The following is a 26,142-nucleotide window of genomic DNA, read 5'->3' on the forward strand; positions in this document are numbered from 1 at the left end:
TAAGAGAGACTACTTGTCCCCATCCTCGCTTTCACTTGATTATACATTATATCCTAAATAAACAGAATCTGCAAGAGCCCGATAAAAAATCCCAGCACTCCGCCCAGCACTTCAATATGCCGCAATTCCTGGGCGGCAATCTTCAGGATCAGCTGTTCCAGCTGGTCCAGGTCCAGGGCCAGCACTTTCTCCTCCACCAGCCGGGCCAGCTCCAGGTCCTGCACCACCTGGCCCTCCAGCCTGTCCAGGGTTTTGCCCAGTAAGGCCGGTATCTCTTTATCCACCAGCTCACCGATTAACTCCACCGCCACTGTCCGCATGGCTAAAGGCAAAAAGGAAGGCAATTTTTCCAGCGCCCTCTTTTTCACCCCCTGATTGATCGCCTGCAAAACCGAAGGTTTCAATATAACCTGACGCAATTCCTCCGCCAGTTTCTCCGCTGTCAGCAGCTCTTCCGCCACAATCTGGCCGATCACCCGGGCCAGTTCCGCCTGACGCTTGGGGATCAGTCCCTGCAGAGTAAAATTGATCAGGGGAAAATGCCAGGCCCGCCGTGGTCGGAATAACATGCGCACTGCAATGTAGTTAGTAGCATATCCGATCAGAGCCCCAATCAGGGGCAAAACTACCCATTTCGGTAACAAGCCAAGCCCTCCTCGTTTAATGGACCAGACAGCGATGGCAGCCTGAGCACTCCTGCAAGCGGGTGCCGAAAATCTCCTTCAGCATCCCCCTGGTTTTGAGCCGGTTGGCCGGGGTTTTGTGGATAATTAGCCGTTCGGGAGCCAGTGTAATCAAGGCACTAACCAGGATGTCATCCAGGTTTATTTCACTGGGCGGCTGGTATTGCAACCAGTCATCCACGAAATCCTCAGCCAGGGCCCCTCCCTCCCTGTCTTCCAGGCGGAACTGGCGGTCGAGGGGAAAAAAAATATGGACTTCCGGGGTGCGCGGTTCCTGGATGTCGACAAAGTAGCGCAACAGGCGGATGAACTCCTGGTACTCCCGATCCAAAAGAAAGGCATCAACGGCATTTTCCACTGCCTGTTCCAGTTCCTGCAAATATTCCTGTAAACGAAAACGCAGAAAGCCATCTACTACCAGTTCTTGATTGGTAGCCAGATAATCCAGCACCTTGGCGGTAATCCGGTTCTTACGTAACAGCTTGCGCACCACCAGCTGCTCCTGTCCTTCCCCATTCAGTTCCCGCCAGGCCAGGGCAAAGATGCGATGCTGTTCTTCCGGGGCAAAGTAATAGTAGTTGCTGTGAATATAGCCCCAGAGCAAATCCTCTTCCCAGCGGTCCACAATCAGGTCGGCCACGGCCCCGGCCACAAAATGGCGGATGATCTGGCGAATTTCCTTGTCGGCATAACCTAACTGGCCAGTATCGTGGACCGATAAACCCAGGAAGGTATATTCTCCGGATGTAAATTCATTCAGGGCAAAGCGAAAGCCTTCTTCTTTCAGCCGGTCAAACTGCTGTAACAGGTGTTTTTTCAACAGGTTGGTATCACTGGCTGAGCCAATGGCATAAGGTTCCACGGTCGGCCACCTCCTTATGGATAGTGTCCGACGGGAAAGGTCCCCTTATGCAGAAAAGCTGAGTTTCGTAAATCTTACGAAAACTCAGCTTCAGCAGTCAGATGGAGGCGGCGGTCGGAATCGAACCGACGCATCTCGGTTTTGCAGACCGCTGCGTTACCACTTCGCCACGCCGCCGGATTGCATGTTCTATGTTACACAAAAAGCGGGGTTTTGTCAATAGTTAATTTGGTGATTGCGTAAAAGGAATGTCTCCATCTTTTTATATAATTATTGACACATATATATTGATAACATTATAATGTTAATAACATATATATGCATTTAATATCGAAAGGGTGAAATGCAATGTCAAATGGTAAATATGGTCGTCATGTACCTGCATTCGTTTTATTGTTGTTAGCAGAAGAACCAGCCTATGGTTCAATGCTTTTAAATAAGATGAACGAAAGACTACCTTATAACAATATTGATGGGGCGGCCTTGTATAGAGCTTTAAAAGACCTTTTAAAAATGAATGCAGTTACTGCCTATTGGGATACAACAGAACCAGGCCCTCCAAAGAAATGGTACAAAATAACTCCTCTGGGATTAGAAAAACTAGCAGAATACAACGAAGATATTCAGCAAAGAATTAAAAATTTACAGTTTTTTTTATCCCACTATAAAAAAATGTTTGTTCAGGAGGAAAAATAAATGGATAATTTTATTCTTTATATAGCTTCTATAGGTTTACTTTTTTCGTTTATTAAAGATAAAAAGAAAACAAGACAAGCCTTAATTAAGGCAAAAAATTCTTTTTTAAATTTATTACCTGAAGTATTGTCTATTATGTTTTTTGTAGGAATATCCTTATCCATCATCAATCCTCCTACTGTTTCTAAAATCATTGGTAAACAGTCAGGAATACTAGGTGTTATCATTGCTTTGTCTATAGGCTCCATTACATTAATTCCAAGCTTTATCGCCTTTCCCCTTGGGGCTACTTTATTAAGCAATGGTGCCGGTTACACTCAAGTTGCTGCCTTTGTATCAACCCTTATGGCGGTAGGAATTGCAACCCTTCCTGCCGAGATCAAATATTTTAATAAACCTACTGCAATACTGAGAAACGGGTTAGCCCTTATCATATGTATACTCTTTACTTTTTTGATAAGTCAGGTGATGAATAAATGATTATAGTCAAAAAATACAAATGGGCCATCTTTTTATTTATTATTACAATTGCTATTTATTTTTATGATAAACCTACAGGAACAAAGGCCTTTAGCATTTTTCTTTCAAACATAATAACCATGCTCAAAATACTTCCTCCTACCTTTGTCCTCGTTGGACTATTAGATGTATGGACACCAAAAGAAACTATGATAAAATACATGGGACAGCATTCAGGAATAAAAGGAATAGCCGTTGCATTTTTCTTAGGCACAGCAGCTGCTGGACCCTTATATGCAGCCTTCCCTATTGCTGCCCTTTTATTAAAAAAAGGCGCTCGTCTAGCTTATGTATTATTTTTTTTAGGAGTATGGTCAAGCACAAAACTCCCTATTGTACTTTTTGAAATTGCCTCTTTAGGCTACAAGTTCACTTTCCTGCACATTGGCATAAGCCTCCCTGCTTATTTAGTTTCTTCATTCTTTATAGAGAAGATACTCTCTTCTAATTCTAAAAACGAAATTTATAGAAAAGCAGTTACTCTTTAAATAGATTATGACGAGGTAATTAAAAAAGCCAGGCCTGACCGATTTACCGGCAAGGCCTGGTTTCTCATTTCTTCACCTGTTCCAGCTTCCCCGTAGCCAGGGACCATTTCCAGATTCCTTCTGCCCCCTGCTGGGGTACAGTCCCCTGAGCCGCCGTCACCAGGAAATAAATCTCCGGACCAGTCGGCAGCCAGTAGAGAAAATTCAAATCATAGTTAGTCCAGGGAAACTGCTCATCAAAAGGGGTTTTCAACACCTTTTTCACTCCCGGCTCATAAATTACCAGACGCCGGGTCCCGGCAGGCGTATCCAGATTGGCTGCCAGATATTTGCCCTCCGGTGACCAGGCCAGAGCCGCCACTCCTCCTTCAAAGTACAAATCCAGGGGCTTTAAGGCCGGCCTGGCAGCAGCTTCAGTCGGCAGCAGGGCAATAAAGGCATGGAGGCCGCGGGTGGACAGGGCCAGCTCCTTCCCATCCGGCCGCAGGGCCAGGGGGCCAAAGCCTTCCCGCCCAACACCGAATTCCGTCCCCGGCTCCGCCCCCAGGGGAGAAGCTACATTGGGCAATTGTTCCAGGGACAGCAGGGTACGGGCCTGCCCGCCCTTTTGCTGCAATACCAGTGCAATATCCCGGGCGGTTACCAGCCAGTCGGGGGTCAGGTCCTCAATGCCATCTACCCGCCACTGGCCTTCCTCTTTTTTCAGTTTGAGCCGGCTTTGATAGACCCGGGTATAACTGCGGTCGGAGTAGGTTTCCTGCCAGCGGACAGTCACTGTTTTTTGCTCTGTATCCACTGCTCCGATTTGATAGCCGACCCAGTGGGGATTAAGGGGGCCTAAGATTTCCGCTACCTGACTCCGTCGGGCCGTGGTCAGGGTATTGCGCAAACTCTGTTCCTCCCGGCTCAGGCGGGCTTCAGCAAACTGGCTTGCTGCTTTGCTCAAATCCTCGGCAGCTGGCCCCATACCGGGCAAGCTGCATCCGCCGAGCAGCAAGGAGAAAAACAGCAGCCAGCTCCAGCATTGCCGTTTTTTCATCATACCACCCCGTTAATTTCGTAGCGATAATTGATTTTAGCTACCCCTTTGACGGTGTTAGAAGCACTGCAGTATTTATCCAGGGACAGTTCAATGGCCTTGACCAGCTTCTCCTCTGGAATTTCGCCCCAGACCCTGTAAACCAGGGTGATTTCAGTAAATACTTTGGGGTGATCAGCAGCCCGCTCCCCTTCAACCTCTACAACAAAATCCTGCAAATTGAGGCGCATCTTCTCCAGAATGGAGACAATATCAATGGCGGTACAGCCCGCAACCCCCATTAGCAATAACTCCATGGGCGAAGCGCCTTTGCCTTCACCACCGGCAGCCGGAGCAGCATCGATGGGAATATCCACCTCCTGGGCCCCCCGCCCTAGAAAATGCATTTTCCCCTGCCATTTAATGTTTACCTTCATGTTAATTACCTCCCTCTCTATGCTAGCTGACGCTCCCGGGCCAGCAGCCGGGCCAGGAACTGGCCGGTATAACTCTGAGGCTGGGCCGCCACTTCCTCCGGAGTGCCCTGGGCGATTATCTCTCCGCCCTTATTGCCTCCTTCCGGCCCCAGATCGATGATATAATCGGCGGTTTTAATTACATCCAGGTTGTGTTCGATCACCACCACCGTGTCACCGTTTTCCACCAGCCGGTGTAGTACCTGTAATAGTTTGTCCACATCAGCCATATGCAAACCGGTGGTGGGCTCATCCAGGATATAAAGAGTGCGGCCGGTGCTGCGGCGGCTGAGCTCGGTAGCCAGCTTGACCCGCTGGGCTTCCCCGCCGGACAGGGTGGTGGCCGGCTGCCCCAGTTTGATATAGCCAAGGCCCACATCCTGCAAGGTCTTGAGTTTACGGTGGATTTTGGGGATATTCTGGAAAAATTCCACCGCCTCATCCACTACCATTTCCAGCACATCAGCGATGGTTTTGCCTTTGTACTTCACTTCCAGCGTCTCCCGATTATACCTCTTGCCTTTGCATACCTCACAGGGGACATAGACATCGGGCAGGAAATGCATCTCAATCTTGATAATCCCATCCCCGCTGCAGGCTTCACAGCGGCCCCCCTTAACATTGAAACTGAATCTTCCGGCCTTATAACCTCGCACCCGGGCTTCCGGAGTCTGGCTGAAAACCTCCCGAATAGCGTCAAAGACCCCGGTATAGGTAGCCGGATTGGAGCGGGGAGTACGGCCAATAGGGGACTGGTCGATATCGATTACTTTGTCGATATGCTCCAGGCCCCGGATTTCCTGATGGGCACCGGGCTTATCCTTGGCCCGATAAAGATGGGCAGCAACTCCCTTGTAGAGTATTTCATTGACCAGAGTGGATTTGCCGGAACCGGAAACCCCGGTGACACAGACAAATACCCCCAGGGGAATGCGGACATTCAGGTTTTTCAGGTTATTCTCCCGGGCCCCGATGATCTCCAGATATTTGCCATTGGGGGGCCGACGCAGGGCCGGCACCGGAATGCGTTTTTTGCCACTCAAATACTGACCGGTCAGGGAGCGGGGATTGGCCATGATTTCCGCCACTGTCCCCTGGGCCACCACTTCCCCGCCATTGGCCCCGGCTCCAGGGCCGATATCGATGACATGGTCGGCGGCCAGAATGGTATCTTCATCGTGTTCCACCACCAGCAGGGTATTGCCCAGGTCCCGCAGCTGTTTCAGGGTAGCCAGCAGGCGGTCATTGTCCCGCTGGTGCAAGCCGATGCTGGGTTCATCCAGAATATAGAGCACTCCTACCAGGCCGGAACCGATCTGGGTGGCCAGCCGGATGCGCTGGGCTTCACCTCCGGATAAGGTATGGGCCGCCCGGCTCAGGGTCAGGTAATCCAGGCCCACATTATTGAGAAAACCCAGGCGCGCCTTGATTTCCTTGAGGATCTGACGGGCAATCAGCTGTTCCCGCTCAGTCAGCGCTAATTCCTCAAAGAAGCGCAGGGCCTCTTCCACCGAAAGGTCAGTCACTTCCCGGATATTCTTGCCTCCCACCAGTACGGCCAGGGCTTCCGGCTTCAGGCGGGCTCCCTGACAGGCCGGACAGGGTTTGGTGGTCATGTATTCCTCAATTTCCGCCTTGACGCTCTCGGAAGTGGATTCCCGGTAGCGTCGCTCCAGGTTGGGGATAATCCCCTCCCAGACCGAATCCATGGTATGTTTGCGTCCATAACTGCTGTAAAAGGTCCAGTGGATTTTCTGTCCCGGAGCACCATAAAGGAGGACCTGTTTTTGCTCAGGGGTAAAGCGACTGATGGGGGTATGGAGATCAAAACCAAAGTGTTTGCTCACCGCCGCCAGCAATTGCCACATCCACTGGTTAGTGCTGCTATATGGGAGGATCGCCCCTTCAGCGATGCTTTTTTCCGGGTCCGGAATCACCAGCTCCGGATCGATTTCCATCTTCTGCCCCAGCCCCGTACATTCCGGACAGGCCCCAAAAGGGGAGTTGAAGGAAAACAGCCGGGGGGCAATTTCCTCGATACTGATACCGCAATCGATACAGGCGAAGTTTTCACTGAAAGTTAGTTCTTCGCCGTCAATTACATCCACCACTGCAATCCCTTCCCCCAGCTTCAGGGCCACTTCCAGGGAATCGGCCAGGCGCTGGCGAATGCCTTCCTTCAGCACAATCCGGTCCACCACCACCTCAATGGTGTGCTTTTTATTCTTTTCCAGGCTGATGGGTTCATTCAGGTCATAAATCTGCCCATCTATCCGCACCCTGACATATCCCTGTTTGCGAATTTCCTCCAGCAGTTTGGCATGTTCCCCTTTACGCCCTCGTACCAGGGGAGCCAGGATCTGCAGGCGGCTGGCTGACGGCAGGCCCAGAATCTGGTCCAGCATCTGGTCCAGGCTTTGCTGTTGAATGGGCTGGCCGCAGCGGGGGCAATGGGGACGACCGATGCGGGCAAACAACAGCCGCAGGTAGTCATAGATTTCCGTCACCGTACCCACCGTGGAACGGGGGTTGCGGCTGGTGGTTTTCTGGTCAATGGATATAGCCGGGGATAGTCCCTCAATGTAATCCACATCCGGCTTGTCCATCTGACCCAGAAACTGCCGGGCATAGGCGGAAAGGCTTTCCACATAACGGCGCTGGCCCTCGGCATAGATGGTATCAAAGGCCAGAGAGGACTTGCCGGAACCGGATAAACCGGTGAGCACCACCAGCTTGTCCCTGGGGATGGTAATATCTATATTCTTCAGATTATGAACTCTGGCACCTTTTACAACAATATCTTTAATCAATGCTGTTAACCTCCTGTTTAGCTCAGGTATTCTGCGCGCAATTCCAGGATAGCATCCCGCAATTCCGCTGCCCGCTCAAATTCCAGGCGCCGGGCAGCCTCTTTCATTTCTTTCTCCAGTTGCCGCAGCAGTTTGTCTACCTCTCTTTTGTTCAGCTTTTTCTTCTTGCCAGTGGATTCACCATATTTAGCCGCTGCTTCGGCTACCGCCTGGGTGGCCTCAATTACATCCCGGACCGCCTTGCGCACCGTCTGGGGCACAATGCCATGGGCCTGGTTGTAAGCCATCTGTTTACTGCGGCGGCGGTTGGTCTCCTGGATGGCTCTGGCCATGGAATCGGTAATGCGGTCAGCATACATGATCACCTGACCATTGGCATTGCGAGCCGCCCGGCCGATGGTCTGAATCAAGGACCGTTCAGAACGGAGATAACCTTCCTTGTCAGCATCCAGAATGGCGACCAGGCTTACCTCCGGCAAATCCAGGCCTTCTCTGAGTAAGTTAATGCCAACCAGGACATCGAAGACCCCCAGGCGCAGGTCGCGCAAAATCAACATGCGCTCCAGGGTTTTAATATCCGAATGCAGGTAACGGACTTTGATGCCCAGTTCCCGCAAGTAATCAGTCAGGTCCTCCGCCATTTTCTTGGTCAGGGTAGTGACCAGCACCCGCTCATCCCGTTCCACTCGTTGCCGGATTTCCCCTACCAGGTCATCGATCTGCCCTTTAGTGGGACGAACATGAATTTCCGGATCCAGCAAGCCGGTGGGACGGATGATCTGTTCCACTATTTGCGCACTCTTTTCCAGTTCATAGGGACCGGGGGTAGCGGAAACGAAAATAATCTGATTGATTTTCTGCTCAAACTCGCTGAACTTCAAGGGGCGGTTATCAAAGGCAGAGGGCAAACGGAAACCGTGATCCACCAGGGCCTGTTTGCGGGAGCGATCCCCTTCATACATGGCTCCGATCTGGGGAATAGTGACATGGGATTCGTCCACCATAATCAAAAAGTCATCCGGGAAATAGTCCAGCAAGGTATAAGGCGGTTCCCCCGGCGCCCGCCCTGTTAAATGCCGGGAATAGTTTTCAATCCCCTGGCAAAAGCCCATTTCCCTCAGCATCTCCAGGTCATGCCGGGTCCGCTGCTCCAGCCGCTGGGCTTCCAGCAGTTTATTCTGAGCCCGCAGTTCTTCCAGCCTTTCTTTCAGCTCTGCTTCAATGGAAGCCAGGGCCCGCTCCAATGTCTCACGACCGGTCACATAGTGAGAGGCCGGAAAAAACACCACATGCCGGCGCTCCCCGAAAATTTCTCCGGTCAGGGGGTCGAACTCCACTATGCGCTCCAGTTCATCCCCGAACAGTTCCAGCCGAATGGCCCGCTCACTGGAGGCGACCGGGAAAACTTCGACTACATCTCCCCGCACCCGGAATGTACCCCGGGTAAAATTGAGGTCATTGCGATTATACTGCATGTCCACCAGGCGGCGTAAAATCTGCTCCCTGTCCCAGATCTGCCCCGGCCGCAGGGAAAACATGTTTTCCCGGTATTCCTGGGGGGAACCCAGGCCGTAGATACAGGAAACACTGGCCACAATAATGACATCCCGCCGCTCAAACAGGGCTGCCGTGGCCGAATGGCGCAATTTGTCGATTTCATCATTGATAGAGGCATCTTTTTCGATATAAGTATCAGTCTGAGGAATATAGGCCTCTGGCTGATAATAATCATAATAGCTGACAAAATACTCGACCGCATTGTCCGGGAAAAATTCCTTGAACTCACTGGCCAGCTGGGCTGCCAGGGTTTTATTGTGAGCAATCACCAGGGTCGGCCGCTGTACCCGGGCGATTACCTGGGCCATGGTATAGGTTTTGCCGGTGCCGGTAGCACCCAGCAGGGTCTGATAGCGATAACCTTTATTTAACCCCTCTACCAGCCGGGCTATAGCCTCCGGCTGGTCCCCTTTGGGGGTAAACTCGGATTTTAGCTTAAACTCCATCTGCCCTCAACTCCGTATATTTGTTCTCACATAGTATATGATACAGCGAAATTGTCTCCGAGTAAACAAAAAGCCCGGCCAAAACCGGGTTAAAAGACTTTGACATTAAAATATATGCTGTCATCCATCCCCCGCACCACCAGCCAGAGCAAGTTGCGGAAGTTTTCCGCTGCCGGTCCGGAAGGAGTACGACCCTGACCGGGGACTTCCGACCAGCCGCTCCAGAGGTCCCGACGCAGGATATTCTGGTAAATACCATTATCCGTGCCTCTGACAAACAGGTTCAATTCCGAGCGGAATACCACCGCCTCCGGTTCCGCCAGGGTCAAGCCGCCGCCGGGAACCTCTGACCAGCCACTCCAGATCCCCAGGGGTGACAGGCGGTTGAGATAAATGCGGTCATCAGTACCGCGAACAAACAGGTAGAGATAGCCGCGATAACTGGCTGCACCGGGCCCGGACAAAGTACGGCCATTGCCAGGCACCTCCGACCAGCCGCTCCAGATTCCATCGCGGTTGAGCCGATTAGAGTAGATACGGTTGTCAGTTCCGCGGACAAACACCCAGAGGAAACCGCCATAGTTCACAGCCTCCGGGCTGCCCGTCGTGCGGCCACCGCCGGGCACTTCTATCCAACCGTCCCAGTCTTCATCATCATCCATCCGGTTATACCAGATCCCATCATTTAAGCCCCTTACTACCAGGTAAAGGCGATTGCGATACACCGCCGCTCCTGGTCCACTGCGGGCCCTACCGCCTCCTGGCACTTCCCGCCAGCCGCTGAAAGGGCTGGGATTAAAGGGCCGCAGGCTATTTATCCAGAGGCCATCATTAAGCCCACGAACAAAGAAAAAAAGGCGATCATCAAATTCCACCAATTCCGGTTTATCCGGAGTTTTTCCTCCTCCGGGCATTAAGGTCCAGCCAGACCAGTTATTGACCATATGCCTGGCTACCAGGTCATAGGGATGGTAAAACATGGCTCCTCCCCCGCTTTGCTTCGGGTTACTGCTTTATCTTATGTTCCCTGACCTGATTCTGTGCCTCCCTGCTGTCCTTCCTGTTCTTCTCCTTTCCCCCGTTTCATGGCTTTGATTTCCCCATCTATCTCCAGCTCCAGGCTCTCCCCGGGTTTCAACTCCAGTTCCAGGGTTTTGCCTTCCTTGCCTTTTATCTTTATTTTACTGGGCGTGCTTTCCCCTGCACTTTGACCTTTCTTTTCGCTTTCTCCGGATTTAGAATCTCCCTGGCTACCGGAGCCGCTTTTGACGGCAAGGGGTTTAATCTTACCCCAGCGTTCTTCCAGCAGATAGAGATTATCCTTGCGAATCAGGCGTACCGGAATAACTTTGACCGGCACATCCGCCCCATCATTTTTGATTTTCTGATCATATTCCAGCATTTCCTTTTTGGCCAGTTTGCTGGCCCCCGCCAGAGCATAATAGGCCAGTAAATCGGGCCGGGTGTCTACGTCTGCTGTCAGCAGGTCGCCGGCGATAGCTGCCGCCCCTTCTTTGCTGGCCCCCAGGGCCACCGTCACTGGCAGAGTTTCCTGCTTTTCCTTTTTCTCCTTGAGGTATTTGATCAGTCCTGGGACCAGCAAACTATGCTGAACCACTACACCCTGAATGCCTGTCTGGCTTTTTAATGCCTCATATGCCCGTGTGGCTACATCTTCCGGCTTACCAGTTACATCCAGCGGGGCTTGTTTTACCTTTATTCCCGTTAGCCCCTGCAGGCTGCGTTGCAAGCCAGCAAACAGGGCTTCTTCCACCATGGAAGGCTGCGCTGCTGTCAAAATCAGGAGATTGCCTTTGAATTTTTGCTTTACTAACAGCTCCCCCTGCAATTCCCCTGCCCGCAACCAGTCTGGAGACAAAAAACCATCGGCATTGACGTCACGGGGCAAATTCTCCAGGATCAGAACCTTAACCTTTTTCTGCGCAGTTTTGCTGACTATATCTCTGGCAATGGCGGCATCCGCCGGCAGCAGAACCAGGGCCTTGATTTTTTTCTCTAATAGTTTTTCCACCTGTACTGCCTGAGTCGGACCATCATTTTTGGCATCCTGCCAGAGCAGCTTGACTTTGGCAGGCTTTGCTCCTTTGTCCATCTCCTTTTTGAAAAAGGGATAGCCATCCCCCGCCATGTTAGCCATGGCGACTCCGATGGGAATTTCATTTTCTTTTTTGCTGAGTGGCTTTTTGGCCTTTTTCAACAAACCACAACCGCCCGTCAACACGACCAGGAGCACAAGCGAAAAAGCAACAATGCGACGGCCCATGTTCATCCACCCCATTAAAAAAGACTTCATCCTTAGTATGAATTAGGATGAAGTCCCATATACTCCAGGACGGCCATCACCTGTTGTAAATCCTGCCAGCATTCTGCCTTTTTGGCCGGATCCCGCAGCAAAGCAGCCGGATGATAGGTGGGCATAACCCAGATACCGCGTTCATCAACAAACCAGCGCCCGCGATATTGAGTAATAGCCGCCCCGGGTTTGATCAGATTTTGCAGAGCTGTACTGCCCAGCAAGACGATAATTTTCGGCTGCACCAGGTCGATTTGTTGATATAGCCAGGGCAAACAGGCCCGGGCCTCTTCCGGTTTAGGGACGCGGTTGCCCGGCGGCCGACATTTGACGATATTGGCGATATAGACCTGGTCCCGCCGCCAGCCCATGGCACTAATCATCCGGGTCAGCAGCTGACCCGCAGCCCCGACAAAGGGTCGCCCCTGCCGGTCTTCTTCCGCTCCCGGCCCTTCCCCGATAAACATCAGATCAGCCCGGGGATTGCCTTCCCCGAAAACCACCTGGGTAGCCTGTTGCCTCAACCCGCATTTATTGCATGCTAACGCCTGTTCCGCTAACCGGGTCAAATCCATCGGGAGTCCTCCTTTTGCCGGAACAGTTTTTGCCACAACCTTTTCGCCAGTCCTTCAAAGGAAAGCCGCACTTCTGGCTGGTCTTCCGCCTGCGGGGAAAGAGTCATCCCCCACTGATGGTGCTGAGCCAGAAAGCCGATTTTGCGCTGCCATTGGCCCTGAGCGGTAATAAAGTCCACCGTCACCCAGCCCCTAACTGCTAGCAGATCTTCCCCCACCGGCTGCCCGTTGATATTCAACAACCAGTCACCCTGGCGCAGGCCCAGCCACTCGGCAAAACTGCCCGGCTGGGTGGCCAGTACCTGCCAGCCCCGTTCCGCAGTGGATTGCCAGCGCGGTTTGCCTGCCATTTCCTCCCGGGGACTGGCGTGCACCACCAGTTCATGTCCCAGGGGACTGAACAGGGCTGCCAGCGGCAATAGCCCGGGATAAAAACTGGCCAGCCAGGTCAAACCACCCAGCACCAGACTGAAACCGGCTAACTGCCAGGCTGTACGCCGTGCCCGCTGCCAGGGCAGCCGGGTCAGAGCCAAATCGCTATAGCCAAGAGCAGCCAGCAATGGTAAAAGATAGAAATCAGCGCCGGATTGAACCCAGATCACCAGGGGAATGGGCCAGAAAGCCTGAAGATAAAAGCCTCCCACCGTACCCTGGCGGGGATGGGCCACAGTAATGGGCGCCGCATAACGGGCCCCGGTAAACCAGATCAGCACTGCCTCCAGCAGATGCAGGACAGCTACCAGGTACATCAACTGGACACCATTGACTTCAGGCCAGCCCCAGAGCAGGTTGCTCAGAGTTAGTATCCCGGCAGCATAGGAAAAACATAAAAAGCGGTGATGGAATAACATCAGAATCAAAGCCAGGGGCCAGAGCCACTGTACTCCCAGACTATCAATATCAATGCCCAGGCCCAGCAGCAACCAGCTGCCCAGGATTCCGCCAGCCAAACCCCAGAGGGCCTGGCTGGCCAGGGCTTTGCTATAGGCCAGAAAACCGGCCCTATCCCCGAAATAGCGTTTAAATTGCTTTTTTTGGAGAAGAAAGAGGAGAACCAGGATAATCAGTACTGAAGCGGGGGCTTCAAAAGGGATGAGCAAGACCTGTTTGGCAATAACCCACAGGTCAGATACATCAACCAGCATCAAAATGCCCCCTTTCCCCTCGTAAATTAATACAGTTTAGCCCGGATTATTTCCTTGGCTTTGGCTAACTGCAGGTCCTCCCCGTTTTCCGGCTGTTCTACAACTATATCAGGAGTGATTCCCTTTTTGTGAATATCTCTGCCTTTGGGAGTAAAATATTTGGAAGTAGTCAATTTAAGACCAGTGGTGTTATCGATGGGATAAATAGTCTGAACAACCCCTTTACCAAAGGTCCTGGTCCCAACCAGTACCCCAGCTTGATAATCCTGGATCGCACCAGCAACTATTTCCGAAGCACTGGCACTGTTGCCATTGACCAGTACCACCAGAGGTAAATTGAGTTTGCCGGCATCGGAATCCTCGACCTGTACTACTCCCTTCCGGTCACGGATGGTTACCACCGGCCCCTTGCCAATAAACTGGTCAGCAACTTTGACAGCAGCGGTCAACTCACCCCCGGGGTTATCCCTGAGGTCGAGAATTATGCCTTTATAATCCCCTTCGGTTTTCAGATCATTCAGGACCTTGACCAGCTCATCACCGGTATGCTCATTGAACATGCTGATGCTGATATAAGCCACCGGCAGGTCTGACAATAATTTACCATCCACACTGGGAACATTGATAATCTCCCTGGTCAGAGTAAACTCCAGGGGTTTGCTTTCATTCTTGCGTACAACCGTGATTTTTACCGTTGTACCAGGCTTGCCCCTAAGCAACTGCACAGCCCGCTCAATATCCATATCCAGGGCATCTTCTCCGTTAATTTTGGCAATCACATCCCCGGCCTTAATGCCAGCCCGGTAGGCAGGAGTCCCTTTAATGGGCGCAATTACTGTAATATGTTTGTCTTTTACGGCCACCTGGATACCGACCCCGCCAAAAGCCCCGGAAATCTGTTCCTGCAAATGTTTAAAAGTTTTGCTATCCATGTAAACGGAATAGGGATCATCCAGCGCCTCAACAATGCCTTTGGCTGCTCCCTCCACCAGACGCCCGCTATTCACTGGTTCAATATAATTTTCTTCTACCAGGTCAACTACCTGTAATAAATGGCGTACTTCTGTCCAATTCTGCACTATGGCAAACAGAAAGGGCAATGCCACCAGACCTACCACACTGAGGAAGACCATAATAATCAGAATTATTCTTTTCAGCGCTTTCAAGAACCAGTTCACCTCCAATACTTCACAACTACTATACTACAATACCGGGCAAGAAAAAACAAGAAAGGGCCAGATTTGACCCTTTCGCAAATTCTTACACATATCCCAGCGGATTGACCGGTTCTCCATTTTTTCGCACTTCAAAATGCAGATGGGGACCTGTGCTGCGGCCAGTACTGCCCACCAGACCAATGGTTTCGCCCTTACTAACCTGCTGCCCTACACTGACACTGCGGGCTGACATGTGGGCATAAAGGGTGCTGATGCCACCCCCATGGTCGATGATCACCACATTGCCATATCCGCTCATCCAGCCTGAATAAATCACTTCCCCATCCTGGGCCGCTACAATGGGTGTGCCCTGGGGAGCGCCGATGTCAATACCCCGGTGGAAACGGGCTTCCCCGTAAATGGGATGTACGCGCCAGCCGAAACCGCTGGTAATCCGCCCATGCCCGGGCACCGGCCATTTCATTGCCCCTTCCCCGCGCGGGGTATTCTGCTGATTTTCCTGCCGCTTTCTTTCTTCCCGAATGCGGATAATTTCCGCTACCTTGCGGCTTTCTTCCTCCTCCAGGCGCTCAATTTCCTCCTGGAACTTGTCCAAATTGGCTTCTGCCTGTTGTTTTAACTGTTCATGTTCCGCCTCTTTGGCCAGGCTTTCTTCTTTCTTAGCTTCTGTGGCCTGTTTTAATTCAGCCACTTTTTGTTTACGCTCCAGCAAACTCTTTTTCTTGGCCTTAATCTCATTTTGCCTGGCTTCAATCTGTTCCACCAGCTGCCCGTCCTGCTGGATAATGGCCTGCATGTAGTCAACTCTGGTTAAAAAGTCAGAGAAATCCTCAGCGGATAGTAGCACTTCCAGATAGCTGACCGCCCCGTTTTCATAAAGGTCCCGCAAGCGGTTGTTAAGCTGTTCCACCTGTTCATTCAGTTCCTGGTTGGCCTGAGCCAGCTCCTCTTCCGCTGCCGCTATCTGCTCTTCCAGCGTCCGGATAGTCTTCTCCTTGGCCTGAATATCTTCCTGGAGATTATCTATTTCCGATTTAACCCGGTCGATAGCATCGGCCAGGCGTTTGATTTCTTCTTCAGTGGCATCCTTTCTCTTTTCTAATGTCTTTTTCTGGGCCCTGATTTTATTAAGTTCCTTGATGGCCTTTTGCTCCCGACTGCGGCTGCTGTCAGCCCCAAAAGCACTGCTTACCGTAGTAAGAGTCAGTACGGATATAAGCAGTAACGAAACCAGACGACGCAATTTAATCCCTCCCCCATCAGACATGTAGATAGCGGCGTACAGCTATAAAGCTACCTGACACCCCCAGTAAAACCCCTGCTCCCAGCAGGCCCTCAAACACCAGGGCCAGCTGCCGCCAGTCCCGGGTCAGGGGCAAGGTGGGCAGGGAAACAGTTACCGTTTCCAGCAAAGAGGTATAGGAAAAATAAAGAATTCCCACCGCTACTCCGGCCCCAATCAGCCCGATTACCAGCCCTTCCAGAACAAATGGCAATTTGATAAACCAGTTGGTTGCCCCCAGGTATTTCATGATATTGATTTCCTTGCGGCGGGCGAAAACAGTCAACCGAATAGTAGTGTAAATCAGAAAGACTGACGCCAGGGAAAGGAGTCCGATCAAGACTGAACCGGCCACTCGAACCCAGTTAGTAATAGCAAACAGCTTTTCTACTACACCCTGGCCATATTTAACCTTGTCCACTCCAAACATGGTCTCTATCTCCTGGGCCGCTGGCTTAACCTGCTCGGGTTTTTGCATCTTCACCCGATAAACATCAGGCAAAGGATTTTGTCCCTTGATCGCTTCCAGCACCCCGCGGCGATCGGAGAAATTTTCTTTAATCTTCTCCAGGGCCTGTTCCTTGGAAACAAAATCCACTTCCTTGACTCCCGCCAAATTTCGTAATCGCGTCCCCAGTTCTTCCACCTGTTCCCGGGGTAAATCTTTTTTGACAATTACCGAAATTTCCACCTGAGATTCCAGATGGGTGGCCACCGAATTGGTATTCAACACAACCAGCAGAGCCGCCCCTAAAATCAGCAAAGCGATAGCAACCGTACCGGCAGAAGCCGCTGCCAGCCAGGCGTTACGGCGCAGGGAGACCATGGCTTCCCCGGCCAGGTAGCCCATGGTCCTAATCTTCATAGCCATATACTCCTTTCTCCTCATCGCGGACAATCTGCCCGTTTTCCAGAGCCACCACCCGTTTTTGCATCATGTTTACCATTTCTTTATCATGGGTGGCCATGAGAATGGTTGTCCCCAGTTTGTTGATATCAGCCAGCAGTTTCATAATCCCCAGCGATGTATCGGGGTCCAGGTTACCGGTAGGCTCGTCTGCAATAACCATCAGGGGGTTGTTGACCATGGCCCGGGCAATAGCTACCCGTTGCTGTTCTCCACCGGACAATTCCCGGGGAAAGGAATTTTCTTTTCCCTTCAGGCCCACCAGTTCCAGCATGCCTGGTACCAGCCGCTTGATTTCTTTTCCGGACGCCTCCGCCACCCGCAGGGCAAAGGCCACATTTTCAAAAACCGTTTTATCCTGTAACAGGCGGAAATCCTGAAAAACCACTCCGATTTTCCGCCGCAAATAAGGCACCTCACTGTTTTTCATGCGCACAATGTTTTTACCATTGATATAGATCTGGCCCCTAGTGGGATTTTCCTCTCTGGTCAACAGTTTCAGTAAAGTGGATTTCCCCGCCCCGCTGGGTCCGACCAGAAACACAAACTCCCCTCTGCCGATTTTAAGGGTCAGATCATGCAGGGCTTTGACACCATTAGGATAAATTTTGGATATATTGTAAAGTTCAATCACCTAATTTCCCTCCTACAGGCATTCCCTGAAAAATATTCGACACCGGGTAGCAAATTCCTTCCCGGTGTCGATGAAATAAATTTCCTGTGTTATAATGATATTATTATAATTAATATTTTCAATTAAGATGTTCAGGAGTGGTCGAACTTTGCTGCAATCCAACCGTTCCATCAAAATACTGGCATTGCTTTATTTTATAATTGGTATTATTTTTCTGACCCAGCATCTGTCCTTCTGGTACCAGCCCCTGAGCAACGAATTGCTCCTATTATTCCTGGCTGCAGGAATTACCACTTATTTATCCGCCCTTAATCTGGGGGTAACATTCAACCTGGTGAGCGGTCTGGATTTTATCTGTTTTTACTTTTTCGGTCCGGCAGCCCTGGTCTGGCTGGGAACAGCAGAAGTTGTTATTGACAATATTAGCCGCAGGGATGGCTGGGTCAAACTGTTGTTCAATCTGGGACAGACGGCAATTTTCCTGACCCTGACAACTACCATCCTGCAAACCCTGAATCAACCTTTCCAATTACCGATATCCATTAACTTTCTATTCTTTTATTTAATCTCTACTGTATTAAATGGACTGCTTTACCTGCCATTGCTTTTACTAAGCGGGCAATATTATTCTTCCTTGCTCGGGAATATTAGCTCAACTTTGTTATTTTCCTTACCCTTTTATTATCTGATTTTTGCTGCCTATCAGGCCAGTCCTACGGAAACCCTGATCCTGGTACCTGCTTTCCTTTATCTGATCAAAAAACTGTTACAACCCACTTTGCCTACAACTCAGCCTGAAGTTCTGGATAATAATGTACTCCTTTATTCACGAAAACACTTATTCTATACTCTGGCCCAATTAGCCCAGAAGAAGCAGTCTTCCCACTGGATTACCCTGCTGGAATTGCCGGACTACAGGGATATTGAAGAAATCCACGGCAGTCTAGCCGCTGAAGATGGATTGCGCCAGTTTGTCCGCTCCCTGTATAAGTCCAATACCAGAATAACTGTCTACCGCTATACCAGCAATCAGCTGGCTATTTTGAGTATGGACCAAATAAAACAACCAGCTGCTGAGCCTCCTTGTCTGGTAGCCACGTTAGCTTTCACTCCCGCTTTGATTTCAGTAGAGGAAATTCTGGATCAGCTGGAACAAAAGCTGGGGGAGTTGCGTCAGGAATATCAGCAGGAAAAAGAAAAACAATTGCAACAGTCCATTCGCCTGGCCACTATTGGCCAGCTGGCCGCCGGTATTGCCCATGAAATCCGTAATCCTCTGACCACTGTCAGCGGCTTTTTGCAGTTACTGGAATGGGGCAGGGAATTACCTGCTGATACGATTAAGATGATGGAGGAAGAACTAGACCGCGTTAACCAGCTGGTTACAGGGTTACTTTATTTATCCAATCCATCCCTGGAACATAAACAAAGGGAAAAGCTGAATTTGAATGAGCTAGTGACCTCAACAGTAGAACTGGTTAAGCCGGAACTTTTACTGCGGGAAATCGAATTGAAAATAGAACTGGATCCCGGTCTGCCTGAGCTTTATCTAAATGCTGCCCAAATTCGGCAGCTGCTTATCAATTTGCTGCAAAATAGCTACCTGGCTGTGGAAAGTAAAGGCTGGATTAAAGTGAAAACCGGTCAGGACCAGGCCCATGTTTTTCTGACCGTACAGGATAGCGGACCTGGCATTGAGCCTGATAAGCGGGAGCTGGTTTTCCAGCCATTCTTTACAACCAGGCCCAATGCGATTGGACTGGGCCTGACTATTTGCCAGCAAATTGCCGCCAATCATAATGGTCAACTGGAACTGGCATCTGAAAGTGACTACACTACATTTATCCTTAAGTTGCCACTGTTTTTAAACATTGTTAGCTAGTGGAGGCTATTTAGCGATGAAATTAGCCTGGTATGCCAAGTTGTATATTTATTTAGTTTTTTGTTGTAGCTTAATTGAATTTTCACTGCCAGCGCAGTAAAAAATTTAGAACCTGATGGAGGCAATTTTTTATGAAATTGGCCTGGCATGCGAAGGTATATATTTTCTCGGTCTTCCTTCTTAGTTTGTTCACCATTTTCTATAATTTATACCTATTTCCACCTTCTTTTGATTATCTCTTCTTGTTGTTGCTTTCCTCCGCGCTGTTAACTGTTTATGTTGGAAATATTCTACTAAAATATACTTTTAATTTCGTTAGTACCTTATATCCAATCATTTACTTTCATTATGGCATTAGCAACTTATTAATTACAGTTTTATTAGAATCACTTTTTGAAAGTATTCACAATAGGAAACCGGCTGACAAGGCAATATATAATATTGGTCAAATCATCTTAACTTGCTGGTTAACCCATTTTATCTACCTTAATAGTCAAAAATTTCTTCCGCAAACCCAAACAGTGCATTTTTTGATTTTTCTTTTGCTCTTTATGACCATTAATGCCATCTTCGTTTTTTCAATATTGGTTTTGGCAGATATTTTTAATAAAACTATAATTCATGAAATAATATCAATTTATTTAATTGGTTTACCAGTCTATATTATTATTTTTAATGCATTTAATGCCAGCCCAGTACTTACAGCTATTTTAGTGCCTACTGTCCTTTTTTTCATTAAAAAATATATTATTAATAAGTTAATAAACAATTTCGAAAATGACCTGCTTGAAAATGAATCTCACATCTATTCACGGCAATACATTTTCAGCTACCTTAATCAAGAAAATAATCTAACTTTTCCTTTATGGCTGACACTTATTGAATATACCCAACATGCCGAATTTAAAAATATAAGTGATTTCGCTATTTATCTGCGCAACCTGTGTGGTCCCCAGCTCTTTTGCCGTTATACAACTAATCGTATTTTAATTATCAGTCATTCCCCTTTATCAGAACGGCTGCATGCAGCTCAGATTCCTTTCACTAATGTAAAAATTGAAAACAACAGTTTTAATCTTGAATCCCTTTTAACTGATCTTGAACAAAAACTAAACCAGGTTACCAGAAAATCCGCCAAACAACGGGAAATTGCTCTCAGCAATTCAGTGCGCCTGGCCACCATCGGGCAGCTGGCTGCTGGTCTGGCCCATGAAATTCGCAACCCCCTTACTGCTGTTAAAGGCTTTCTACAGCTTTATAGCCTGGGCAACAAACTGGATACTGAAACTATACAGCTAATGAAAACCGAACTCAATCGTATCAACCAGCTGGTCACTGACCTGCTTTATCTTTCCGCTCCTCTCACTGAGCCAAAAAATAAAGAGCAGCATGACCTCAACCAGCTGGTCTGTGAGGTAGCTGAGTTGCTTAAGCCGGAACTCAAGACAGGTGTCCAGTTGAAATTACAGCTTGCTACCCTGCCGCCGGTAGCCATGGACCGCAACCAGATCAAACAGGTTATTCTCAACCTGGTTCAGAATGCCCTTCATGCCGTTTCTAACAGCCAGGGCGAAGTGCTTCTGGAAACTGTTCGGAACGGTCCACAGGTTATAGTGCGGGTAAGGGACAACGGTCCTGGTATTCCTCCTGACTTGCAGGAGCGCATTTTTGACCCTTTCTATACCACCAAAGAATACGGTACCGGTCTGGGACTCACCATCTGTCGCCAGCTGATAAATGCTCATGGCGGTCAAATCCGGATAGATAGCCATCCTGGCCGGACGCTGGTGGAATTTACTCTCCCTCTAAGCTGAAAAGGCTCCTCCTGCATAGCAGGAAGAGCCTTTTTTATAAGTGAACCACCTGTTCCTGTTGTAGAGAAGCAAAGCAGGCTTCCAGTAAGCGAGCCTGTTCGATCAGCCGGGACATTTCAGCCCCGTCATTGTCCTCTGTTCGCAAGTTAGCATGATAAACCTGTAGCTGCAACAGATAGGGATCGCCTTGATAGACTTCCTCTTGTTGTTTGCCCCCGGCATCAGTGAACAGGATGATACCCTGGCCGCCGGCTTTATCGGGGCGAAAGGCCCGGGGTAACGTGATCGTTCCCCGTTCGCCGAAAATCTCACAATAATCGCTAAAGGGCTGTTGAAAGCTGAATTGTAATTGGGCTAGAATACCCTTTTCCAGCTTCAAATTGACAGCCGCTGCTATGTCTATTTTGTACTCAGGGTGAAAGACTCCAGTGGCATAAATCTCCTCAGGTTTCATCCCGAGTAGGAAATTCAAGGCATCGAGACAATAGCAACCGATATCAAACAGACAGCCTCCGCCCAATTGTGGATCTAAACGGATATTTTTCTTTTCCCAATTCATAAGATAGCTGAAACCAGCGCGAAAGTATTTGACCTCTCCAATCACACCCTGGGCCAGAAGCATCTTTACCCTCTGAAGCTGCGGATGGTAGCGATACATAAAAGCCTCTGCCAGAAAAACCCCATTCCGTTTACAGACTGAAACCATCTCCTCGGCATCAGCAGCTGTCAAAGCCAGGGGTTTTTCACACAGGATATGTTTTTTCGCTGCTGCGGCCCGAATTACCCACTCTTTATGCAGAGCGTTAGGCAGGGGTATATAGACTGCATCTATTTCGGGGTCCTGCAGTAGTTCCTCATAACTGGAATATACCCTCTTACTGCCCAGCTGCCGGGCCTGTGCCTGCCCTTGTTGACTGGAGCTAGCAACTGCCAGAAGTTCACCATCCTCAGTAACGTGCAAAGCAGGAATGAATTTTTCCCTGGCAATACGGGCCATGCCCAGGATACCCCAGCGAATTCTTTTTATTTTCCTTCCCTCCGTTTCAACACCCGGAATACTGCTGCTCTTATAGCTTCTGCAGTCAAACCATATTTTTGCAGAAGTTCGGCCGGTTGTCCCGACTCGCCAAAAGTATCTTTAATCCCTACCCTTTCCACCGGGACAGGATAATGCTCAGCCAGGGCCTCGGTAATAGCGCTGCCCAGACCACCAATGATACTGTGCTCTTCTGCAGTTACTACCGCTCCTGTCAAGCGGGCAGCCTGAACCACAGCCTCAGCATCCAGCGGCTTAATGGTGGGCACATTGATGACCTGGGCCTCAATACCGTCAGTTGCCAGGTTTTCCGCAGCATTCAGGGCTTCGGCTACCATGATACCACAGGCAAAAATGGTTACATCCCGACCTGGGCGCAGTTCATAGATTTTGCCGATTTCAAAGCGATAGTTATCCGCATTGACCTGAGGTACTGCCGAGCGGCCAAAGCGGAGATAAACCGGGCCCTGATGGACAGCAGCTGCAAATACTGCCTGCTCCGCTTCTATGCCATCAGCAGGTACAATCACTGTCATTCCTGGTAATACCCGCATCAGGGCTATGTCCTCCACCGTCTGGTGGGAACCCCCATCCTCGCCAACGGTGATCCCTGCATGAGTAGCGGCAATCTTAACATTCAACCTGGGATAGGCGATGGAGTTACGAATCTGTTCAAAGGCTCTGCCGGTAGCAAACATAGCGAAAGTACTGGCAAAAGGAATTTTTCCGGCAGCGGCCAGACCGGCGGCAATACCCATGAGATTTTGTTCAGCTATACCAACATTGAAAAAACGTTCCGGAAACACTTTGGCAAAGTCTGCTGTCTTGGTGGATTTAGACAAATCAGCGTCTAGGACCACTACCGCAGGATTCTGGGCTCCCAGCTGGGCCAGCGCTTTCCCATAAGCTTCTCTCGTTGCAATTTTACTCATCTGTCTTCCTCCTCATCAAGCCAATTCAGCCAGTGCTGCTTCAACTTGTTCCGGTTTGGGAGCAGTACCATGCCAGCCTACCTGGTTTTCCATGAAGGAAACCCCTTTACCCTTAATGGTTCTGGCTATGATAATTGTCGGCTGCCCCTTGGTCTGCCGGGCCTGAGCCAGGGCCTCAATTATGGCCGTAATATCATGGCCATCAATCTCCAGGACGTGCCAGCCAAAAGCCCGCCACTTCTCGGCAACTGGTTCGGAATTCATCACTTCGCAGCAGGGCCCATCTATCTGCAGACCGTTATAGTCCAGAATAGCGCACAAATTATCCAGCTTATAATGAGCAGCAGCCATGGCCGCTTCCCAGACCTGTCCTTCCTGGATTTCTCCGTCACCTAGCAGGGCATAGACCCGCCAGGCAGCCTGATCCATTCTTGCCGCCAGAGCCATGCCTACGCTGACTGAAAGTCCCTGTCCCAGAGAGCCAGTAGACATTTCTACTCCGGGCAGTTTTTTCATATCAGGGTGACCCTGTAAACGGGAATTAATGCGACGCAGGGTTAACAGCTCTTCTTTGGGGAAGAAGCCCTTTTCCGCCAGAGCCGCATAGAGAACCGGGGCAGCGTGGCCTTTACACAGTACAAACCTGTCTCGTTCTGGCCAGTGAGGTTGGGCCGGGTCTACCCGCATTTCATGGAAATAAAGGGTAGCCACGATATCCGCAGCCGAAAGGGAGCCGCCGGGGTGTCCGGACTGGGCCGCTCCGATCATACGGATTATTTGACGGCGCATTTCTTTGGCTTTTTCCGCTATCAACCTGACATCTGCCTCTACCATTGTCATCATGCAAAGCCCTCCATTAGTTGAATTTTTTAAATCCTTCGCCCAGAACTTCGTGTACATCTGTAACAATCACAAATGCCTGCGGGTCAGTTTCATAGACCACCTCTTTCAGCCGGCTGACCTCGGATTGACTGACAACAGATAAAAGGACATGCCGACTGATGCCCGTATAGGCTCCTTTACCAGCCAGAGAAGTTACGCCCCTGTCCAGGCGGGTCATAATGTTGCAGGCAATTTCCTCACTGTGATCTGAAATAATAAAAGCTGCTTTCGCCGAGATTATTCCTTCCTGGACCAGATCAATTACCCGGGCTGCCACAAAAACCGTAATCAGCGCATAAAGGGCTTTTTCTACCCCAAAAACCAGGGTCGCCCCCAGGATAACCAGCCCATCAATAAACAACAGAATCTGCCCCAGCGGTAAACCTACAAATTTATGTAATAAGGCCGCCAGTTCATCGGTACCACCGGTACTGCCCTTGCTGCGAAAAACCAGACCAATCCCCGCCCCGGTTACCACTCCGCCATAAAGGCTGGCCAGAAGCAAATTGCTGGTTGCCGGCTGAAGATAGGGAGTAAGCAAATCAACAAAAATCGGCAGGGTAAGGGCACCCAGGAAGGTGCGGGCAGCAAAACCCCAGCCCAGAGCCAGCGTACTGGCAATAAACAGGGGAATTTCCATGGCCAGCATCGAGCGGCCAACCGGAAAACCAAACAGCTTATTGAGGATAATGGCGATCCCGCTCACACCTCCGGCTGCAATCTGGTTGGGGGCCAAAAACCAGACTATCCCGGCAGCAGTGATCAGAGAGCCCAGCAGGGTGCCCAGGGATTGCCATATGAATTTGCTTTTTCTCCAGGTTGTCAAGTTATCACCTCATTTAATGTTATCCCCCAAAAGGAAAGGGGAAATGCACTTTCCCCTTTCCCCTCTCTCTATTCCTTGCGCTGGCGGGCCTGTTGAATAAGATAAGCACTGATAAATTCATCGATTTCTCCATCCATTACTGCCTCAACATTGCCGATTTCCACATTGGTTCGATGATCTTTAACCAGACGATAGGGTTGAAAAACATAGGAACGAATCTGACTCCCCCAGGCGATATCCTGTTGCTCTCCCCGTAAGGCTGCCAGTTTGGCTTCCTGTTCCTTCAGTTTCAGGTCCAGGAGTTTGGCCTTTAGCATTTTCATTGCCTTGGTGCGGTTGCTGATCTGACTGCGCTCGCTCTGGCACTGTACCACGATGCCAGTCGGAATATGGGTAATTCGCACAGCCGAGTCGGTTTTATTGACATGCTGTCCCCCCGCTCCCCCGGACCGGTAAGTATCGATGCGCAGATCCTCAGGGTTAATTTCAACCTCAACTTCATCTTCCACTTCCGGTATGACATCCACAGAAGCGAAAGAGGTATGCCTGCGCCCGGAGGCATCAAAGGGGGAGATGCGCACCAAGCGGTGCACCCCTTTTTCTGCCTTTAGATAACCATAGGCATGAGGGCCACTGATTTCCAGGGTAGCACTTTTGATCCCCGCTTCATCTCCCGGCAATAAATCCAAAACCTCCACTTTATATCCCCGGTTTTCGGCCCAGCGGGTATACATCCTGAGCAGCATCTGACACCAGTCCTGGGCCTCTGTACCACCGGCACCGGCATGCAGACTGAGCAGAGCATCATTCTGATCATAGGGTCCGGAGAGCAAAACCTCCAGCTCTTTCTTTTCCACCGCCCGGGTCAGCTGCCGGACAGCCTGGGCTACTTCTGCCTCCATCTCTTCCAGGTCTTCTTCCGTTGCCAGCTGGTAGAGGGTCCAGGCATCTTCCCATTCCCGGTATAAGTCCTGGAATTCCCGAATTTGTTCCTGTAAGGAAGTAATCTGTTGCATCAGTTTTTGCGCTTCCTCCGGCTGGTCCCAGAAATCCGGAGCCATTGTTTTCGGTTCCAGTTCCTTCAAACGAGCTTCTTTACCAGCCAGGTCAAAGAGAAACCCTCATTTCTTCCAGTCTTTCCTGCAATTCTTCCAGTGGGCGCTTCCAGTCACCCAGCATG

General features: G+C 50.1%; 24 protein-coding genes, 1 tRNA gene and 1 other annotated feature (1 of these 26 running past the window's edge). Of the genes, 5 read left to right on the forward strand and 20 right to left on the reverse strand.

Annotated features, from left to right (window positions below; genetic code table 11):
* Positions 1 to 35, reverse strand: a binding site (T-box leader) (it extends 196 nt beyond the left edge of the window).
* A gap of 18 nt (positions 36 to 53) precedes the next feature.
* From ULO1_RS09645 to ULO1_RS09655, 3 genes are all read right to left on the reverse strand, one after another.
* Positions 54 to 644 carry a DUF445 domain-containing protein gene (locus ULO1_RS09645; RefSeq protein ID WP_079906397.1) on the reverse strand — a complete coding sequence of 197 codons (591 nt, stop codon included), beginning with the start codon at positions 642 to 644 and terminating at the stop codon, positions 54 to 56.
* A gap of 16 nt (positions 645 to 660) precedes the next feature.
* On the reverse strand, positions 661 to 1,545 hold the full coding sequence (ytxC, locus tag ULO1_RS09650; protein WP_159071929.1) for a putative sporulation protein YtxC: 885 nt from the start codon (positions 1,543 to 1,545) through the stop codon (positions 661 to 663).
* A gap of 102 nt (positions 1,546 to 1,647) precedes the next feature.
* A tRNA-Cys gene (locus ULO1_RS09655) sits at positions 1,648 to 1,722 on the reverse strand.
* A gap of 171 nt (positions 1,723 to 1,893) precedes the next feature.
* On the opposite strand from ULO1_RS09655, the gene ULO1_RS09660 reads away from it, so the two are divergent.
* From ULO1_RS09660 to ULO1_RS09670, 3 genes are read left to right on the forward strand one after another with little or no spacing between them, the layout of a single operon-like run.
* Entirely contained in the window at positions 1,894 to 2,241 is a 348-nt protein-coding gene (locus ULO1_RS09660) for a PadR family transcriptional regulator (protein WP_079906396.1), read from the forward strand.
* A complete protein-coding gene (locus ULO1_RS09665) occupies positions 2,242 to 2,721 on the forward strand; it encodes a permease (protein WP_078665543.1) in 480 nt (159 codons plus the stop codon). It begins immediately after the preceding gene.
* Entirely contained in the window at positions 2,718 to 3,248 is a 531-nt protein-coding gene (locus tag ULO1_RS09670; protein WP_078665542.1) for a permease, read from the forward strand. Before ULO1_RS09665 ends, ULO1_RS09670 begins: the two co-directional genes overlap by 4 nt.
* A gap of 64 nt (positions 3,249 to 3,312) precedes the next feature.
* Here the strand turns inward: ULO1_RS09670 and ULO1_RS09675 are convergent, their stop codons facing one another.
* From ULO1_RS09675 to ftsE, 12 genes are all read right to left on the reverse strand, one after another.
* Entirely contained in the window at positions 3,313 to 4,287 is a 975-nt protein-coding gene (locus ULO1_RS09675) for a hypothetical protein (protein ID WP_079906395.1), read from the reverse strand.
* A complete protein-coding gene (locus ULO1_RS09680) occupies positions 4,287 to 4,703 on the reverse strand; it encodes an OsmC family protein (protein ID WP_078665540.1) in 417 nt (138 codons plus the stop codon). Before ULO1_RS09680 ends, ULO1_RS09675 begins: the two co-directional genes overlap by 1 nt.
* Positions 4,704 to 4,720: 17 nt before the next feature.
* Positions 4,721 to 7,552, reverse strand: a complete 2,832-nt coding sequence (gene uvrA / locus ULO1_RS09685) for an excinuclease ABC subunit UvrA (protein ID WP_079906394.1) — start codon at positions 7,550 to 7,552, stop codon at positions 4,721 to 4,723.
* A 17-nt stretch (positions 7,553 to 7,569) separates the two neighbouring features.
* Positions 7,570 to 9,555, reverse strand: coding sequence for an excinuclease ABC subunit UvrB (uvrB, locus tag ULO1_RS09690; RefSeq protein WP_079906393.1), 1,986 nt, complete (start codon positions 9,553 to 9,555; stop codon positions 7,570 to 7,572).
* 89 nt (positions 9,556 to 9,644) lie between these two features.
* Positions 9,645 to 10,535, reverse strand: a complete 891-nt coding sequence (locus ULO1_RS09695) for a hypothetical protein (RefSeq protein WP_078665537.1) — start codon at positions 10,533 to 10,535, stop codon at positions 9,645 to 9,647.
* A gap of 38 nt (positions 10,536 to 10,573) precedes the next feature.
* Complete coding sequence (locus ULO1_RS09700) at positions 10,574 to 11,839, reverse strand: substrate-binding domain-containing protein (RefSeq protein WP_159446874.1); 1,266 nt, start codon at positions 11,837 to 11,839, stop codon at positions 10,574 to 10,576.
* A gap of 32 nt (positions 11,840 to 11,871) precedes the next feature.
* Complete coding sequence (locus ULO1_RS09705) at positions 11,872 to 12,444, reverse strand: uracil-DNA glycosylase family protein (protein ID WP_079933465.1); 573 nt, start codon at positions 12,442 to 12,444, stop codon at positions 11,872 to 11,874.
* Positions 12,435 to 13,589, reverse strand: a complete 1,155-nt coding sequence (locus ULO1_RS09710; RefSeq protein WP_079933466.1) for a hypothetical protein — start codon at positions 13,587 to 13,589, stop codon at positions 12,435 to 12,437. The genes ULO1_RS09705 and ULO1_RS09710 overlap by 10 nt, the downstream gene beginning before the upstream one ends.
* A 26-nt stretch (positions 13,590 to 13,615) precedes the next feature.
* Positions 13,616 to 14,755 carry a S41 family peptidase gene (locus ULO1_RS09715; protein ID WP_242947929.1) on the reverse strand — a complete coding sequence of 380 codons (1,140 nt, stop codon included), beginning with the start codon at positions 14,753 to 14,755 and terminating at the stop codon, positions 13,616 to 13,618.
* 94 nt (positions 14,756 to 14,849) lie between these two features.
* Positions 14,850 to 16,010 (reverse strand): murein hydrolase activator EnvC, encoded by a 1,161-nt coding sequence (locus tag ULO1_RS09720; protein ID WP_159071931.1) that lies wholly within the window; start codon positions 16,008 to 16,010, stop codon positions 14,850 to 14,852.
* A gap of 16 nt (positions 16,011 to 16,026) precedes the next feature.
* Positions 16,027 to 16,914 (reverse strand): permease-like cell division protein FtsX, encoded by an 888-nt coding sequence (ftsX, locus tag ULO1_RS09725; protein ID WP_078665573.1) that lies wholly within the window; start codon positions 16,912 to 16,914, stop codon positions 16,027 to 16,029.
* Complete coding sequence (ftsE, locus tag ULO1_RS09730; RefSeq protein ID WP_078665532.1) at positions 16,904 to 17,590, reverse strand: cell division ATP-binding protein FtsE; 687 nt, start codon at positions 17,588 to 17,590, stop codon at positions 16,904 to 16,906. The genes ftsX and ftsE overlap by 11 nt, the downstream gene beginning before the upstream one ends.
* 148 nt (positions 17,591 to 17,738) lie before the next feature.
* Here ftsE and ULO1_RS09735 point away from each other — a divergent pair, with 148 nt between their 5' ends.
* Entirely contained in the window at positions 17,739 to 19,472 is a 1,734-nt protein-coding gene (locus ULO1_RS09735; RefSeq protein ID WP_159446875.1) for a nitrogen regulation protein NR(II), read from the forward strand.
* A gap of 713 nt (positions 19,473 to 20,185) precedes the next feature.
* The gene (locus ULO1_RS09740; RefSeq protein WP_159446876.1) at positions 20,186 to 21,286 is read left to right on the forward strand and encodes a nitrogen regulation protein NR(II); all 1,101 of its coding nucleotides are present in this window, start codon (positions 20,186 to 20,188) and stop codon (positions 21,284 to 21,286) included.
* Between the two features lie 34 nt (positions 21,287 to 21,320).
* Here the strand turns inward: ULO1_RS09740 and ULO1_RS09745 are convergent, their stop codons facing one another.
* The 5 genes from ULO1_RS09745 to prfB form a co-directional block, all read right to left on the reverse strand.
* A complete protein-coding gene (locus ULO1_RS09745; RefSeq protein WP_307167971.1) occupies positions 21,321 to 22,379 on the reverse strand; it encodes a Gfo/Idh/MocA family protein in 1,059 nt (352 codons plus the stop codon).
* Entirely contained in the window at positions 22,310 to 23,254 is a 945-nt protein-coding gene (locus ULO1_RS09750) for a transketolase family protein (protein ID WP_079933470.1), read from the reverse strand. Before ULO1_RS09750 ends, ULO1_RS09745 begins: the two co-directional genes overlap by 70 nt.
* A gap of 15 nt (positions 23,255 to 23,269) precedes the next feature.
* Positions 23,270 to 24,088, reverse strand: coding sequence for a transketolase (locus tag ULO1_RS09755; RefSeq protein WP_079933504.1), 819 nt, complete (start codon positions 24,086 to 24,088; stop codon positions 23,270 to 23,272).
* Positions 24,089 to 24,110: 22 nt separating this feature from the next.
* Positions 24,111 to 24,962: a YitT family protein gene (locus ULO1_RS09760; RefSeq protein WP_079906385.1), complete on the reverse strand. Its 852-nt coding sequence runs from the start codon at positions 24,960 to 24,962 to the stop codon at positions 24,111 to 24,113.
* Between the two features lie 68 nt (positions 24,963 to 25,030).
* Positions 25,031 to 26,141 (reverse strand): peptide chain release factor 2 gene (prfB, locus tag ULO1_RS09765; RefSeq protein ID WP_177592992.1). Its coding sequence is split into 2 segments (ribosomal slippage): positions 25,031 to 26,071 and positions 26,073 to 26,141, totalling 1,110 coding nucleotides; the frame shifts between segments, so codons are not numbered across the junction.
* Position 26,142 lies beyond the last annotated feature (1 nt).

It is taken from the genome of Carboxydocella sp. ULO1, assembly GCF_002049255.1.
Classification (GTDB): Bacteria; Bacillota.